The 15,546-nt window shown below is 64.4% G+C and carries 14 protein-coding genes; 8 read left to right on the top strand and 6 right to left on the bottom strand.

Annotated features, from left to right (window positions below):
* Positions 1-2: 2 nt before the first annotated feature.
* From O3298_RS16765 to O3298_RS16775, 3 genes are all read right to left on the bottom strand, one after another.
* Positions 3-620, bottom strand: a complete 618-nt coding sequence (locus tag O3298_RS16765) for a hemolysin III family protein (RefSeq protein WP_289905507.1) — start codon at positions 618-620, stop codon at positions 3-5.
* Positions 621-756: 136 nt separating this feature from the next.
* The gene (locus tag O3298_RS16770) at positions 757-2,262 is read right to left on the bottom strand and encodes an NYN domain-containing protein (RefSeq protein WP_289915781.1); all 1,506 of its coding nucleotides are present in this window, start codon (positions 2,260-2,262) and stop codon (positions 757-759) included.
* Between the two features lie 111 nt (positions 2,263-2,373).
* On the bottom strand, positions 2,374-3,561 hold the full coding sequence (locus O3298_RS16775) for a dienelactone hydrolase family protein (RefSeq protein WP_305060041.1): 1,188 nt from the start codon (positions 3,559-3,561) through the stop codon (positions 2,374-2,376).
* A 168-nt stretch (positions 3,562-3,729) separates the two neighbouring features.
* On the opposite strand from O3298_RS16775, the gene O3298_RS16780 reads away from it, so the two are divergent.
* Positions 3,730-4,101, top strand: coding sequence for a flagellar basal body protein (locus tag O3298_RS16780; RefSeq protein WP_289905510.1), 372 nt, complete (start codon positions 3,730-3,732; stop codon positions 4,099-4,101).
* Between the two features lie 37 nt (positions 4,102-4,138).
* Here O3298_RS16780 and O3298_RS16785 read toward each other — a convergent pair whose 3' ends face one another.
* Complete coding sequence (locus O3298_RS16785; protein ID WP_289911585.1) at positions 4,139-4,738, bottom strand: TetR/AcrR family transcriptional regulator; 600 nt, start codon at positions 4,736-4,738, stop codon at positions 4,139-4,141.
* A gap of 139 nt (positions 4,739-4,877) precedes the next feature.
* Between O3298_RS16785 and O3298_RS16790 the strand changes: the two genes are divergently transcribed.
* Genes O3298_RS16790 through O3298_RS16800 form a run of 3 tightly spaced genes read left to right on the top strand, consistent with a single transcriptional unit; the run spans position 4,878 to position 7,767 of the window.
* A complete protein-coding gene (locus tag O3298_RS16790) occupies positions 4,878-5,939 on the top strand; it encodes a sugar phosphate isomerase/epimerase (RefSeq protein ID WP_099664526.1) in 1,062 nt (353 codons plus the stop codon).
* A gap of 35 nt (positions 5,940-5,974) precedes the next feature.
* Positions 5,975-6,841, top strand: coding sequence for an alpha/beta fold hydrolase (locus O3298_RS16795; RefSeq protein ID WP_077402718.1), 867 nt, complete (start codon positions 5,975-5,977; stop codon positions 6,839-6,841).
* Positions 6,838-7,767: an alpha/beta hydrolase gene (locus O3298_RS16800; protein ID WP_305060042.1), complete on the top strand. Its 930-nt coding sequence runs from the start codon at positions 6,838-6,840 to the stop codon at positions 7,765-7,767. The genes O3298_RS16795 and O3298_RS16800 overlap by 4 nt, the downstream gene beginning before the upstream one ends.
* A 51-nt stretch (positions 7,768-7,818) precedes the next feature.
* Here O3298_RS16800 and O3298_RS16805 read toward each other — a convergent pair whose 3' ends face one another.
* Both O3298_RS16805 and O3298_RS16810 read right to left on the bottom strand, forming a co-directional pair.
* A complete protein-coding gene (locus O3298_RS16805; RefSeq protein ID WP_305060043.1) occupies positions 7,819-8,355 on the bottom strand; it encodes a molybdopterin-dependent oxidoreductase in 537 nt (178 codons plus the stop codon).
* A gap of 30 nt (positions 8,356-8,385) precedes the next feature.
* A complete protein-coding gene (locus O3298_RS16810; protein WP_305060044.1) occupies positions 8,386-10,392 on the bottom strand; it encodes a TonB-dependent siderophore receptor in 2,007 nt (668 codons plus the stop codon).
* 277 nt (positions 10,393-10,669) lie between these two features.
* On the opposite strand from O3298_RS16810, the gene O3298_RS16815 reads away from it, so the two are divergent.
* From O3298_RS16815 to O3298_RS16830, 4 genes are read left to right on the top strand one after another with little or no spacing between them, the layout of a single operon-like run.
* Complete coding sequence (locus O3298_RS16815) at positions 10,670-11,494, top strand: IclR family transcriptional regulator (protein WP_289911590.1); 825 nt, start codon at positions 10,670-10,672, stop codon at positions 11,492-11,494.
* 38 nt (positions 11,495-11,532) lie between these two features.
* Complete coding sequence (locus O3298_RS16820; RefSeq protein ID WP_176388302.1) at positions 11,533-12,687, top strand: acyl-CoA dehydrogenase family protein; 1,155 nt, start codon at positions 11,533-11,535, stop codon at positions 12,685-12,687.
* An 11-nt stretch (positions 12,688-12,698) separates the two neighbouring features.
* Positions 12,699-14,237 (top strand): class I adenylate-forming enzyme family protein, encoded by a 1,539-nt coding sequence (locus O3298_RS16825; RefSeq protein WP_305060045.1) that lies wholly within the window; start codon positions 12,699-12,701, stop codon positions 14,235-14,237.
* A gap of 60 nt (positions 14,238-14,297) precedes the next feature.
* Entirely contained in the window at positions 14,298-15,464 is a 1,167-nt protein-coding gene (locus tag O3298_RS16830) for an ABC transporter substrate-binding protein (protein WP_099664533.1), read from the top strand.
* Positions 15,465-15,546: the final 82 nt, after the last annotated feature.

Consider the following 15,546-nt stretch of genomic DNA (forward strand, 5'->3'; position numbering starts at 1 on the left):
CGTCAGGCAACGTAGAACAAAATGGCGATAAAATGACAGCTACTGCCGCCCAGCACGAACAGGTGCCAGATGCCGTGGCCATGGCGCAGCTTGTGGTCGGTGGCATAGAAAGCGATGCCGCCCGTGTAGCACAGCCCGCCTGCCACCAGCCACAGGAAGCCGTTCCACTCGAGCGCCGCCAGCAGCGGCTTGATGCCGATGACGATCAGCCAGCCCATGGCCACGTAAATCACCAGTGACAGGATGCGCGCGCCTTTCGCGTACACGTATTCCTGCACGATGCCCAGCAAGGCCAGGCCCCAGACGACGCCGAACAGCGACCAGCCCCACGGCCCGCGCAGGGTCACCAGCATGAAGGGCGTGTATGTGCCCGCGATGAGCAGGTAGATGGCGCAGTGGTCGAGCCGCTGCAGCACGGCCTTGGCCTTGCCGCGCACGCTGTGGTACAGGGTGGAAGTGAGGTAGAGCGTGAGCAGCATGGCCGCATACACGCTGCAGCTGACGATTTTCCAGGGGTCGCCCGTGCGGGCCGCCGCGACGATCAGGATGACGCCGCCGATGGCCGCCAGCGCGGCGCCCACCGTATGGGAAATGCTGTTGAACCGTTCACCGTGGTACATGCTTGACCGCCCGCCGCGTTAAAAACAGGCTCATCGTACACGCTTGGGGAGATCGGGGTGCGCGGTTTGCGCAAGGCAGGGGCCGGAAAAGCGGGGGCGCATGCGCTTGCCGCCCCGCTTGTTGCCGTTCAGGCTATCAGGCAGCTTCCGCCTTCTTGCGCGCAGGACGGCGCGCCGGCGTCTTGCGCGGCGCCTTGGCCGGCTTGTCTTCCGCCACGGCAGCCACTTCCACCGGCGCCGCTTCAACGACAGGCGCAGCTTCCACCACAGCTTCGGCCGCCTTCTTGGCCGGTTTCTTCGCCGCAGCCGCCTTGCGGGCCGGCGTGCGCGGCTTGGCCTTTGGCTTGGCTTCGGCGGCGGCTTCCACCGGCACTTCGGCTACCGGCTCAGGCGCAGGCACGGCTTCCACCACCGGCGCCACCTCGACGGCGACGACTTCGGCGCGCGCTTCGCGGGCGCCATCGCCATTCTTGCGGCCACCGCGGCCATTGCGGCGCGAACCGCGCTTGGCGTTGCCCTCTTCTGCAACCACCTCGGCCACCGCTTCGGCGGCGGCTTCAGCCACTTCGTGCTGGACTTCCGGCTGCGGCGCCGGCGCATACTGCTCGATGATGACGGCTTCGGCGTCGGCCACCGGCACGAAGGCCTGTGGCGCGGACTCGCCGCGGCGTTGCTCGTTCTGCTTGCGGCCGCCACGGCCATTGCGGCGCGAATCGCGGCGGCTGCCGCCTTCGCGGTGATTGCCCTCTTCCGCCGCCACGCCGGTCTCGCCGCTGACCTCATTGGCTGTATCCGCGTTCGCGGCGGCCGGCACGGCCACCAGGCCGCTGCTGCGGTAGACATAGGCACCCGATTTTTCATCGCGGCCAAATTCCAGCAAGCCGCGCGTCTGCGCCTCTTCCAGCAGGTTGCCGAAGGTGCGGAAACCGTAATAGGACTCGCTGAAGTCCGGCTTGCGGCGCTTGATCGCTTCCTTCAGCATCGAAGCCCAGATCTTGCCGCTGTCGCCGCGTTCGGACACCAGCGCGTCGAAGGTCTCGACAGCCATTTCGATCGCTTCCGTCTTGCGCGACTCGTATTTTTCCTTGCGGCGCACTTCCTCGTCCGGCGAGCGCTTGGCGGCAGGCGTGTCGCGCGCGTCGCGCTTGGCGGCCGTGCGGCGGCTTTCGCGCACCAGGTCATCGTAGAAAATGAATTCGTCGCAGTTGGCCACCAGCAGGTCGGAGGTCGACTGCTTGACGCCCACGCCGATCACCTGCTTGGCGTTTTCGCGCAGTTTCGACACGAGCGGCGAAAAATCGGAATCGCCGCTGATGATGACGAAGGTGTTGACGTGGGCCTTGGTGTAGCACAGGTCCAGCGCATCGACCACCAGGCGGATGTCGGCCGAATTCTTGCCGGACTGGCGCACGTGAGGAATTTCGATCAGTTCGAAGTTCGCTTCATGCATGGTGCCCTTGAAACTTTTATAACGGTCCCAGTCGCAATATGCCTTCTTGACAACAATACTGCCCTTGAGCAGCAAGCGTTCCAGGATGGGCTTGATATCGAATTTTTCGTAATTTGCATCTCGCACGCCGAGCGCGACGTTCTCGAAGTCGCAAAACACGGCCATGCTGAGGTTTTCTGGGGATGACGCCATAAGGGTGAATTCTCGCTGATGATAAGGGCGGACGGGAAGCGCAACGCCTCCCTTTTCGCCTAGTATATTCGCCCATCCCCCGTTTCGGCGACAACTATCGTGCGCGGCGGCCTATTGCGCGCCGCCGGCGGCGCTTGCGCTGGCGCCGGCGAGCGGCCAAACGACGCTTTCATCGACCGAATACAGCTGGCACGGCAGGCTGCTGCGCCGCTGGCACGAGGCCAGCGCGCGCACATCGGGACTTTCGCCCTCCTCGGCCCAGCCCCAGGCGCCGCTGGCCGACAGGGCAAAGGCGCGCGGCGCGGTTTTCTCCAGGAAGACGCGGTAGGCGGCGCGCCCCTGCTCTTCCAGGTAGGGCACGGCGGCGATATCGTCCTGCAGCGCGAAATGCGTGGCGGGCGGAGACGGCGCATCGGCCACGCGGTAGACCTGCCGCACCGGCATGCCGATTTTCTGCAGGAAGCGCTCGGTGGCGGGCAACCACACGGCCACGCCGTCGCGGCTGCCCAGGGTCAGGTGCGCGTCGCGCTTGAACGGGCCATAGGCGAGCAATTGCGCCCGGCCGCCCGAACCGGTAAAGGAATTGAACAGCCGCCGCACCAGCGCCGGCGAAAAATACGAGTCATTCGCGCCATACAGCCACAAGCTGGGGATGTGGTTGTAGGCGCCCAGGGTGGCGAAGGACTTGGCCAGCGCCCCTTGCCAGTCGCAGCCGGGCATGTCGACGCGCAGGCCGCCGGAAAAATTGAGCACGCCCCGCACGCCGGGCAGCACCCGGGTGGCCAGCGCCAGCGCCGCCATGCCGCCGTACGACTGGCCCGCGACGACGATGCGTTCCGGGTCGACCCAGCTCTGGCGTCGCGCATACGCGAGCGCGGCCAGCACGTCGCGCGCCTGGCCCTGGGCGTTGCCCAGCATGTCGCAGCCGAAATCCCGGTAGGCGCCCGTGGAGCGCGCAAACCCGGCGCGCATGGGCAGCATCACCGCATAGCCGCGGCGCACGAATTCAGCGGCCATATAGATGAAGCGCTCGCGCGCCTGCAGTTTCGCCGGCCCGGCCTGCTTGCCGTGATTCATCAGCAACAGGGGAAACGGGCCGGGGCCGGCGGGGCGGAACACGGTTGTTTCCAGCACGTCGCGCAAGCCGTCGCCGGCCGGCACCATGATGATTTGCTCGTTCAGGCGCGCATCGAGCGGCAGTGAGGCAGAAGCAGGCTGGGCTTGCAGGGTCAGGCAAGACCAGCTGAGCAGCAAAGCCAGGCAAAGGCGGCGTACGAGGGGGGAAATGGCAGGCTCCATGCGAGATTTCCCAGCCAGTCTAGGCAGTGAAAGGGCGCAGGACAATATTAAAACATTATGGATGGGTAACTTTTTTTGCGGTCATCGACGACGCGGAAAAATGTTGCCTTGCACCAACCACATAGCGCCCGCATGGGAGTAAACTAGAGGCATTCTGAAGGAGCCGCCATGTCCATATCCGCCCTCACCACCGGTACCTCGGGGCTGACCGCCAACCAGCGCGCGCTGGATGTGGCCGCCAATAACATCGCCAATGCGAATACGCCGGGCTTCCAGCCGCAACAAGCCGAGTTCCAGGAGTCCAGCCCGGCCGGCACGGGCGTCACCCTCTCCGTAGAAGGACGCAAGCTGGCCGCCGGCGAAAGCGTCAGCGGCGCCAGTGCGAATGCGGCCAAGGCGGCCGAAAGCCGGCCGAACGGCGTGGGCCTGGCGTCAGAACTGACGGATAACCTCGTCTACAAGGCCGGTTTTAATTTATCGGCGAATGTCGTCAAGGCGGCCGACCAGGCCTTGGGCAGCCTGATCGACGTCAAGACCTGATGCAGCAAACATCCACGGCGACTATCGGCAAGATAGTCTAATTTTTCATTTCCAGCGCCAAGGGCGCCATCGCCGGCGTGATCAGCGCCAGCAGCCGTTCGGCGGGAATGCCGTCGCGCGCCTGCACCGACAAGCCATGCAGCAGCGCCGCATAATAGTCGCCCAGCGCCTGCACGTCCGCCTCCTCTTTCAATTCTCCCGCTAGCTGCGCCGCGCGCAGGCGCTCGATCACGGCCTGCGTGCGCGCGCGGCGGTGCTGCGCCAGCCAGTCGGCGATGCCCGCGTTGTCCGCGCTCGTATTCGTGGCGGCCGTGACCACCATGCAGCCTTGCGGCTGGCCGCTGCGCGTATATAGCAGCACGGCTTCTTCCAGCATGCGCGCCACGGCGTCGCGCACGTTCAGGCTGGCCGCCAGCGCATGCACGGCAAACGCGCCCTCGCCCGTTTCATACAGTTCCACGGCTTCGCGGAACAATTGCTCCTTCGAGCCGAACGCCGCATAGATGCGCGCCGAAGCGATGCCCAGCGCCGCCACTAGGTCGGCCATCGATACGCCTTCGTAGCCGCGCGTCCAGAACGCATCGCGCGCTTTTGCCAGCGCCAGCGCGCGGTCAAATTCCCTCGGTCTTCCTGCCATTTTCATCCTCTGCTTGCAAACTGGCGGCCAGTATAACGCCTGCACGCCATACCGATTCCGCATTTATTTTGCATCACGGCCTTGACCGCGCTGCAAATTTCGCCTATTCTTTGTCGATCGACAAACAATAGGAGCCGATATGAAAACCATCCAAGGACCAAGCCTGCACCTGGCACAATTCGCCGCCGATACGGCGCCCTTCAACACCCTGCCCGCCATCGCCGAGTGGGCGGCCGGCATGGGCTTCAAGGCCCTGCAGATTCCCGCCTGGGATGCACGCCTGTTCGACGTGGCGCAAGCGGCCCACAGCCAGCAATACTGCGATGACCTCGTCGCCATGCTGGCCAGCCATGGCCTGGTCATCAGCGAACTGACGACACACATCCTCGGCCAGCTGGTCGCCGTGCACCCGGCCTACGACGCGCTGTGCGACAGCTTTGCGCCGGCACACCTGCACGGCCAGCCGGCGGCGCGCACCGAGTGGGCCATCGAGCAAGTGAAACTGGCGGCCATGGCCTCGAAACGCCTGGGTCTGACCGACATGGGCACGTTTTCCGGCTCGTTCGCCTGGCCCTACCTGTTCCCGTTCCCGCAGCGCCCGCCCGGCCTGATCGAGGCGGCCTTCGACGAACTGGCGCGCCGCTGGCTGCCCATCCTCGACGTGTGCGAAGAACAGGGCATCAACCTGTGCTACGAGATCCACCCGAGCGAAGACCTGCATGACGGCATCAGCTTCGAGATGTTCTACGAGCGCGTGGGCCGTCACCCGCGCTGCAAGATGCTGTTCGATCCGAGCCACTTCGTGCTGCAGCAATTGAACTACCTGGAATTCATCGACATCTACAAGGACCATATCCGCATGTTCCATGTGAAGGATGCGGAATTCAATCCGACGGGACGACAAGGCATCTACGGCGGCTACCAGTCGTGGGAAAACCGCGCCGGACGTTTCCGCTCGCTGGGCGACGGCCAGGTCGATTTCAAGGCGATCTTCTCGAAGATGGCGCAAAACGACTACGCGGGCTGGGCCACGCTGGAATGGGAATGCTGCCTGAAGGACCAGGAAGTGGGTGCGCGTGAAGGCGTGGCCTTCATCAACGCCCACATCATTCCTGTGACCGACAAGATCTTCGACGACTTCGCCGGAGCCCCCGTCAGCGCGCAGCAGATCAATACCCTGCTCGGCATCACGCACAACTAATCAACTAATTAACTGAATCAATACAAGGACTTGCCATGCATCAGAATGAAGACAGCTACACCCACGACTATGTGCGCATCGACGGCCAGCGCCTGCATTGCGTCATCGCCGGCGAAGGCAAACCCGTGCTGCTGATTCCCGGCTGGCCGCAAACCTGGTACGCCTGGCGCCATGTGATGGCGGCCCTTGCCGCCCAGGGCTACCAGGCGATCGCCATCGATCCGCCCGGCAGCGGCCACTCGGAACGTCCGGCCGGCGGCTACGACACGGGCGCCGTTGCAGCCACCCTGCACCGCGCCATGCTGGCCCTGGGCCATGCGCAGTACGATGTCGTCGGCCACGACATCGGCATGTGGGTCGGCTATGCGCTGGCCAGCGACTTCCCGCAGGCCGTGACGAAACTGGCGCTGACGGAAGCCGTCATTCCCGGCCTGGCACCCGCGCCGCCGATTTTTGTCGCGCCGTCCGACAATATCTTCCTGTGGCACTTCATGTTCAACCAGGTGCTGGACTTGCCCGAGATGCTCACGGCCGGCAAGGAGCGCGAATACATCCGCTTCATCCTGGACCGCTGGTCGTACCGCCGCGACAAGGTGGCCGTCGATGTGTATGCGGACGCCTACGCCACGCCGGGCGCCTTGCGCGCCGGTTTCGCCTACTACCGCGCCATTCCGGAAACCATCCGGCAAAACCTGGAACGGGCGAAAAAGAGCCTGGCCATGCCCGTGCTGGCCATCGGCGCCGACCATGCGACGAATGATGCACCCCTGCTGACCATGCAGGGCAAGGCGGACATCTTGAAAGGCGCCATCGTCGCCGAATGCGGCCACTTCATCATGGAAGAACAGCCGGAAGCGTTCATCGCCCACCTGCTGCCGTTCCTGGCCGGAGAAGCCGCATGAGCCTCGATCCGCTGATCGCCGCCTGGCTGGAACAGACAAGGGATGCGCCGCCGCCCGCCTCGCTGGCGGACTTGCGGGCCGCCACGGAAACGGGGTTGCGCCAGCTGCACGGGCCGCTGGAAGACGTCGCCTCGATCAAGGACTACGTGCTGCCTGGCGAGCACGCGCTGACCGTGCGCGCCTACGTGCCCGCCGGCGCAGACACAAGCAAGCCTCTGCCGGCCATCGTCTTTGCGCATGGGGGCGGCTGGTGCCTGTGCTCGCTGGACCTGTACGACAATCCATGCCGCGCACTGGCCAACGCCACCGGCTGCGTGATCTTTTCCGTCGACTACCGGCTGGCGCCCGAGCACAAGTTCCCCGTGCCGCTGGACGACTTTTACCGGGCAGTCTGCTGGGTGGCGGACCATGCCGAAGCACTGGGCATTGATGCGAAGCGGCTGGCCGTGGGCGGCGACAGCGCGGGCGGCAACCTGGCCGCCGCCGCAGCCCTGATGGCGCGCGACCAGGCCGGTCCCGCGCTGGCGCACCAGCTGCTGCTGTACCCGGCGCTCGATTTCGCCTTCGACACCCCATCCTACCAGCGCTATGCGGAAGGCCATTCGCTGACGCGGGAAGCCATGCGCTTTTGCTGGTCGGCCTACCTGAACGAGCCGGCTGAAGGTGCGCAGCCCTATGCGGCGCCCCTGCGGGCAACGTCGCTGAAGGACTTGCCGCCGGCGACCGTGCTGGTGTGCGAGTACGACCCGCTGCATGACGAAGGCGAGGCCTATGCGCGGTATTTGCGCGACGACGGCGTGGCGGCGCAATGCGTACAGCTCGACGGCATGATCCATGCGTCGATCCACATGCTGGGCTTGACGCCAGCGGCGCGCGGCCTGTTCAACGTGGCGGGCCAGGCCATGCGGCAAGCGCTGGCGGCATAAAAAAGCGCGCCGGGGATGGCTCCACGGCGCGTTTTTTCCATCAGCTTATCGTCACTCCACCAGCTTGCGCACCTCGATGCCGTTCAGCCACTTCACGTGGCGCGGACCCGTGCGGATGTCCTTCGCCGAAATGAGGGCGATCTCGCCATCGTTGTCGCCGAGCGCCTTGCCGTTCTTTTCGTAGTAGACGATCACGCCCTCGCCGGCCGGCGAGTTATACAGCTCGCCCCAGGAAAACACCACCGCATAGCCATCGGTGGCCGTGGCGATGATGGCGAGCTTCTTGACGTCGTTATGGCCCGGCGCATCGAGCACCGCCTTGTCCAGGATATCGCGCAGAAGCACGCCCTTGTAGCTGGTAATGGTTTCGGCCTTGTCTCCGTTATGGCGCGTGACGACGATTTTCCCACCGTTGGCCGGCGGCAGCTGGCGCAGGTCGGCCACTTTCAGGGTCAAGGGCGTTTCCACCACGCCCGTCACGGCCAGCGCGTGGCTCATATTGTCGCGCGCCGGCGCCGGGTCTGCCCACGCGGGCGCCGCCGCCAGCAGCGCCGCCGAAACGAGGCTTGTCAGTATTGTCTTCAACATGCTGTGTCCTTTCATGAAACATTCAAAAAATCAGAACTGGTACTGCGCATTGGCCAGCCAGGTGCGTCCCGCGCTGGGAAAACCGTCGGCCAGCGCGTAATTGCGGTCGCCCAGGTTCGCCACGCCCGCTTCCAGGGTCAAGGCCGGCAAGGGACGGTACACAGCCTTCAGGTTCACGGTCGTAAAGCCGCCGAGTTCCAGGGTGTTCGAGACCCAGCGCCCGCTGTTCGTTTCCGCGATGGCCACCACGTCGACCTGGCGCGCCGCATGCAGCACGGCATGCGCCGTCAGCTTGTGGCGCGGCACGTCCGTCAGGCGCGTGGCGCGGTCGCTGACGTTCTTCATGTCCGTGTAGGTGTAATTGCCGCCGAAATCCAGCCAGGCACCAGCGTTGCCGCGCAAGCCAAGTTCCACGCCGCTGATGTGCGCCCTGCCCGCGTTGCGCATCTGCGAGCGCACGCCCGAGACATTCGCCACGCTCTGGATCTTGTCCTTCACGTCGCTGTAGAACAGCGCCGCTTCCACCTTGGCGCCCTGCACGTTTCCTTGATACCCCAGCTCATAATTCATCGCCTCTTCCGCGCGCAGGGCCGGGTTTTCGATATACGTGCCCAGGCGCTGCGAGTAGCGGTCCTTCAGGGTCGGCAGGCGCGACTTGCGCGCCACGGTGGCGTACACGCGCGCATCAAGACCGACCTTGCGGAACAGTCCCGCCTGCAGGTCCGTGGCCGATTGATTGGCTGGCAAGGTGTAGGCATTGCCGGCGCTGTAGACGGTGTCCGGGCGCAGTTCATTGCGCGAGACGCCCAGCGACAGTTCCGTCGCCGCATCGAGGGCGATGCTGTCTTCCGCGCCCAGGGTCCACAAGGCATCCTTGTACCAGGTGGTGCGCACGCCTTTTGCGTCGAGTTCCTGGTGTTCGTCGGCCTTGTAGCTGGCCACGAAACGCAGGCTGTGCGCGGCCAGGCGGAACGATTCGAGTTCCAGCGCGCCGCCGTTCGTGCGGTCGTTGTAGATGCTGCGCCCGCCGCTGACGCTGCCCTGGCCGCTGGTCTTCAGGGTCGTGTAGCTGCCGTTCGTGTAGGAGGTGATTTCATTGTCGTAGCTGTCATGGTACAGGCGCACCTTGAGGCGCTCGGCGTCGCCCAGGCGCGTCTGCGAGACGAAGTACACGCTTTCCTTGTTCCAGTACGGCCATTGCCAGTAGCGCGCGCCGACGGGATTGGTCGATGGCGGCTGACCCTTTTCGCCATGCTGCTTGTAGTAGCTCAGTGCATACTCGTCGCCCGCCTGCGCGCCATCGGGCGTGTAGCCCACCTTGAACGACAGTTTATGATCCTTGCGGTAGGAATTGTTGCGCATGCCGCCGTCTTCCGTGGCCGTGGGGCGGAAGTCCGACGACAGGGGAAAACCGTCGCTGTCGATATACGACACGCCCGCCTGCAGATACCACAGGCCCTGGTTGGTGCCCACGTTGGCCGACACCTGGCGCTCGCTGCCCGAGCCGAAACCGATGGACGTATCGCCTTCCATCCGCGCGGACGGCTTGCGCGATACCAGGTTGATGGCGCCGCCCAGGGTATTGGCGCCATACGCCACGGAACTGTAGCCCTTGGCCACCTGGATGGCGGCCAGGTCGCTGGTGGTGAAGCGGTTGAAATCGACATAGCCGTCGTACGGCACGTAGACGGGAATGCCGTCGATGTACAGCGGCACCTGGCGCGCATCGAAGCCGCGGATGGCGACGGTTTTCTCGTTGCGCGAATTGGTCGACAGCGACACGCCGGACAGCAGATTCAATGCGTCGCCCACATTGTCGCGGTTAAAGCGGCGCATCTCGGCGCGGCTCACCTGCGCGCCCACCTGTTGTTCCATTTTGCCTGCCTGCTCGCGCTGGCCGATCACCGTCACCGTGCCCAGTACGAACGGCGCCGCCGCATCCACGCCATCGTTTCCCGCCGTTTGCTGCGCCTGCGCCGTCTGTGCCATTTGCGCCAGCGCCAGCATCACGGCGCCTGCCATTACCTGTTTCAACATCGTCTAGATCTTTCCACTTTCGTTATATATCGTCTTATATAGCGATACTCAAAAAAGCGGCCACGCATGCGGTGGCCGTCACCCAACAGCGCAATATACAGACGTATATAGCGATGCTCAAGCGACAAGGCGGGAAACCCCTGCGCAAGTCAATTTTCGAGGCAAATTTTATGCACTGCAGCATTTCGCTGTGCGAACGAATGTTTCACAAAACGGTTGACATGCCAGATTCGGCTAGGCAAACTGATTTCCAGGGAGCCTGAAAATGAATGCAAATATGACAAATATTCAGACCGCAGCAGATCCGGAACTCATCGTCTTCAGCGATGACGAGGAAGGCAAGGACCGCCAGTTCGTCAACGCGCTGGCGCGCGGGCTGGAAGTGCTGCGCTGCTTCCGTCCCGGCGAAGTGTTCCTGTCGAATGCGGACATGGCCAAGCGCACGGGCATCCCGAAACCGACGATTTCACGCCTCACCTATACCCTCACCAAACTGGGCTACCTGAATTACTCGGACAGCCTGGGCAAGTACCAGCTGGGCGCCGGCGTGCTGGCCCTCGGTTACCGCATGCTGTCGAATCTGGACGTGCGCAAGATGGCGCGTCCGCTGATGGAAGAACTGGCCGAACATGCGCAAGCCTCCGTTTCGCTGGGCACGCGCGACCGCCTCAGCATGGTGTACGTGGAAACCTGCCGCAGCAGCGCCAACGTCACGCTGCGCCTCGACGTCGGTTCGCGCATCCCCCTGATGACGACCGCCATGGGCAAGGCCCTGCTGTGCATCCTGCCGCAGGCCGAACGCGACTACCTGATGGACCATGCACGCGTGCACGAGACGGAACGCTGGCCGCGCATCAAGGCCGGCATCGAGCAAGGCTTCAAGGATTACCTGGACCGGGGCTTTTGCATCTCGGCCGGCGAATGGCAGAACGACGTGCACGCCGTGGGCGTGCCCATGCTGGGTGCCGATGGCGAACAGGTGATGGCCTTCAATTGCGGCGGCCCCGCCTTCCTGCTGTCGCGCGAAAAACTCGAGTCCGACCTGGGACCGCGCCTGGTCGCCCTGGTCAAGACAGTGGAAAAAAACCTGGGCCGCGGTTAGACTGCGCGCCCCTCTTAATTACAGTACCGAGGAACCCGATGATACGCGACGAAGAAACCCTGAACATTCTGCTCGACAGTATCGCCCGTTTCGTGCGCGAAGTGCTGGTGCCGAACGAGGCGCTGGTTGCCGAAACGGACACCATCCCACCCGCCATCGTGGCGCAGATGCGCGAACTGGGCCTGTTCGGCCTGTCGATCCCGGAAGCCTACGGCGGCCTGGAACTGAGCATGGAAGAGGAAGTCCGGGTCGCGTTTGAAATCGCCCGCACCTCGCCCGCCTTCCGCTCGCTGATTGGCACGAACAACGGCATCGGCTCGCAAGGCATCGTCATCGACGGCACGGAAGCGCAAAAACAATACTATCTGCCCAAACTGGCGGCCGGCGACATCATCGGCTCGTTCGCTTTGACGGAAGCGGGATCGGGTTCCGACGCCGCGTCCCTGCGCACTACGGCCGTGCGCGACGGCGACTTCTATATCCTCAACGGCAGCAAGCGCTATATCACCAACGCGCCCGAAGCGAGCATTTTTACCGTCATGGCCCGCACCGACCCCGTCAAGCGGGGCGCCTCGGCCATTTCCGCCTTCATCGTGGAAAAGGACACGCCCGGCCTCTCGCTGGGCAAGATCGATAAAAAGATGGGCCAGCAGGGCGCGCATACCTGCGACGTGATCTTCGAGAACTGCCGCGTCCCTGCCGCAAATATCATCGGCGGCAAGGAAGGCGTGGGCTTCAAGACGGCCATGAAAGTGCTCGACAAGGGCCGGCTGCACATCGCCGCCGTCTGCGTGGGCGCGGCCGAACGCATGCTGGCCGACGCCCTGGCGTATGCGATGGAGCGCCAGCAGTTCGGACAGCCCATCGCCGAATTCCAGCTGATCCAGGCCATGCTGGCCGACAGCAAGGCGGAAATCTACGCGGCGCGCAGCATGGTGCTCGACGCGGCGCGCCGGCGCGACAACAAGGAAGACATTTCGACGGAAGCGTCGTGCTGCAAGCTGTTCGCCTCCGAAATGTGCGGCAGGGTGGCCGACCGCTCCGTGCAGATCCACGGTGGCGCCGGCTATATCAGCGAATACGCGGCCGAACGCTTCTACCGCGACGTGCGCCTGTTCCGCATCTATGAAGGCACGACGCAGATCCAGCAAATCGTCATCGCCCGCAACATGATCAAGGCAGCGCAAAAGTGAAGGAGGCCGCCATGGATATTCCCGCCCTGCTGGCCGGCTTGCCGGCGCGCCTGTCGGCCATCCCCGTCCACTGGGCGGCGCGCGCGCCGGACGCGCCGGCGCTGCATGAAGCTGGCCGCAGCTGGACCTATGCGCAGCTGCAGCACAGTGTAGAAAATGCCGCGCAGCTGCTGCGCCAGCTGGACGTGCGCGCCGGCGACCGCCTGATGGTGGTGGGAGAAAACGGCGCGCTGCAGGTGGCGCTGATCTTCGCTTGCGCCAGCATCGATGCGTGGATCGTCAACGTCAACGCGCGGCTGTCGGCGCGCGAAATCGATACCATCGCCACGCACAGTTCCGCGCGGCGCGTGCTGTTCCTGGCTGGCGCCTCGCCGGAAGCGGCCGCGCATGCTGCACGTCTGGGCGCGGCCAGCGCCACGGTCGACGGCATGGGCGAGCTGCTGGTCGGCGACTTGAACGAGACAACTATCGTCGAAGATACGGTCCCCGGCAATGAACAGGTGGCCGCGCTGATCTACACGACAGGCACGACGGGCCAGTCGAAAGGCGTGATGCTCACGCACCGCAACCTGCTATTCATCGCCGCCGTGTCCAGCACCCTGCGGGGATTGAGCAGCACCGACCGCGCCTACGGCGTGCTGCCGATTTCGCACGTATATGGCCTGGCCTCGGTGGCGCTGGGCACCCTGTATGCGGGCGCCGCCCTGTACCTGGTGCCGCGCTTTTCCGTCGACGGTCTGCTCTCGGCCCTGAAAGACGACGAGCTGACCATCGTGCAGGGCGTGCCCGCCATGTACGCCAAGCTGCTGCAAACCCTGGGCGGCGCCGATACCCCGCTGCCGACGAAGCTGCGCTTCGCGTATGCGGGCGGCTCGCCGCTGGCGCCGTCACTCAAGCACGAGGTGGAAAAGCTGCTGGGCACCGCGCTGCACAATGGCTACGGCATGACGGAAAGCGCGCCCACCATCAGCCAGACGCGCCTGGAAGCGCCGCGCGGCGACGACTCCGTCGGCACACCGATACCGGGCGTGGAGGTGCGCGTGGTGAGCGTTGACGGCCTTGACGTGGCACCGGGCGAACCGGGCGAATTGTGGATACGCGGGCCGAACGTCATGGCCGGCTATTACCGCGAACCGGCCATGACGGCGGCCACCATGCGCGATGGGGGCTGGCTCAATACGGGCGACATGGCGCGCCAGGATCCCGACGGCGCCCTCTTCATCGTCGGCCGCACCAAGGAGCTGATCATCCGCTCCGGCTTCAATGTGTATCCGCTGGAAGTGGAAACGGCCCTGAACGCCCACCCGTCCGTGGTGCAGTCGGCTGTGGTGGGCCGCACCGTGGCCGATGGCAACGAGGACGTCATCGCCTACGTGGAGCTGGACCCGCGCCAGCCCGCCAGCGTGGCACAATTGCAGGCCTGGCTGGCGCAGACCCTGTCGCCGTACAAATGCCCGTCCGCCATCATCGTCATGGACGCGCTGCCGGCCGCCGCCACGGGCAAGATTTTAAAGGGGCAGCTGCGGCAAATGGCGCAGAATGCACGATAAGTTGACCATGTAGTACCAGAACCGACAATAAAACCAAGCCACATCACCGGAGGAGACACGATGAAACGCACCTATACACGCATCGCCATGGCAGCACTGGTTGCCAGCGCCTGGATGACGCAGGCCAGCGCCGACGAATTCCTGGTCGGCGCGGAAATCCCGCTGACGGGCAACCTGGCGCGTGTCGGCGCCGGCATGCAGGAAGGCATCATGGTCGCGGCCGAAGTCTTCAACAAGACCAACGGCAAGCACACCATCAAGATCATCACCGTCGACGACGAATCGGCGCCCGCCAAGGCCATCGCCGCCGTGGAAAAGCTGGCCAGCCAGGGCGTGGTGGCCATCACGGGCGGCTATGGCTCGAACAATATCTCGCCCGCCTCGGACACGGCGAACAAACTGGGCCTGGTCTACATCACCTCGGGCGGCGTGGACGACAGCCTGGTGAGCAGCGGGCGCAAGAATTTTTTCCGCATCAATAACACGGCCGGCTACGAAAAAGCCATGCTGGGACTGCTGCAAGACGTGGGTGCCAAGTCCGTCTCCATCGTGTATTCGACCAAGGACGCCACCACGGGCCTGGCGAAGGACGTGGAAAAAGCCCTGGCAGCCAAGGGCGTGAAAGTGACGACGCACTCGTTCGACCCGGCGATTACGGACTTCAAGCCCATCATCAACAAGATCAAGCTGCAGGACAAATCGGAAGTGGTGGCCATGGTCGGCTATGAAAACGACTATGTGGGCATCATCCGCGCCGCCCGCGTCCTGAAGCCGAAGATCAAGGCCATGGTGGGCGTGTGGTCGCTGGCCACGCCGAAAATGGCGGCCGACTTCCCCGACCTGATGCCAAATGTGTTCGGCACGGCCCTGCTGCCCTTCCCCACGGAATTCAAGACGGCCGACGGCAAGGCGTTCAGCGACGCCTACAAGCAGCTGTACAAGAAGGAGCCGGACTACCTGGGCCAGTTTGGCTATGTGCAGTCGATGCTGCTGTTCGAAGCCATCGCGCGCGCGGCCGACAAGGGCACCATCAAGAAAGGCGGCGTGGCCGAGGAAATGCGCAAGACGGACCGCGAAACCCTGATCGGCCGCGTGCAGTTCGCCGCCAACGGCGACAACCAGAACTTCGTGCACCGCATGGCGCAGCACCAGGACAAGAAAGTGGTGATCGTCTGGCCGAAGGAACACGCAACGGGCAAGCTGGCCTATCCAGCCCTGCCCTGGTAGGCAGCCTCCCGCTGCGCACGCGCGCGTCCGCCCGGGCGCGCACCGATGAACGGCAGCCCTGGCGCATCTTCGCGATGCCCTT

It is taken from the genome of Janthinobacterium sp. SUN137, assembly GCF_030587265.1.
In the GTDB taxonomy this organism is placed as follows: domain Bacteria; phylum Pseudomonadota; class Gammaproteobacteria; order Burkholderiales; family Burkholderiaceae_D; genus Janthinobacterium; species Janthinobacterium kumbetense.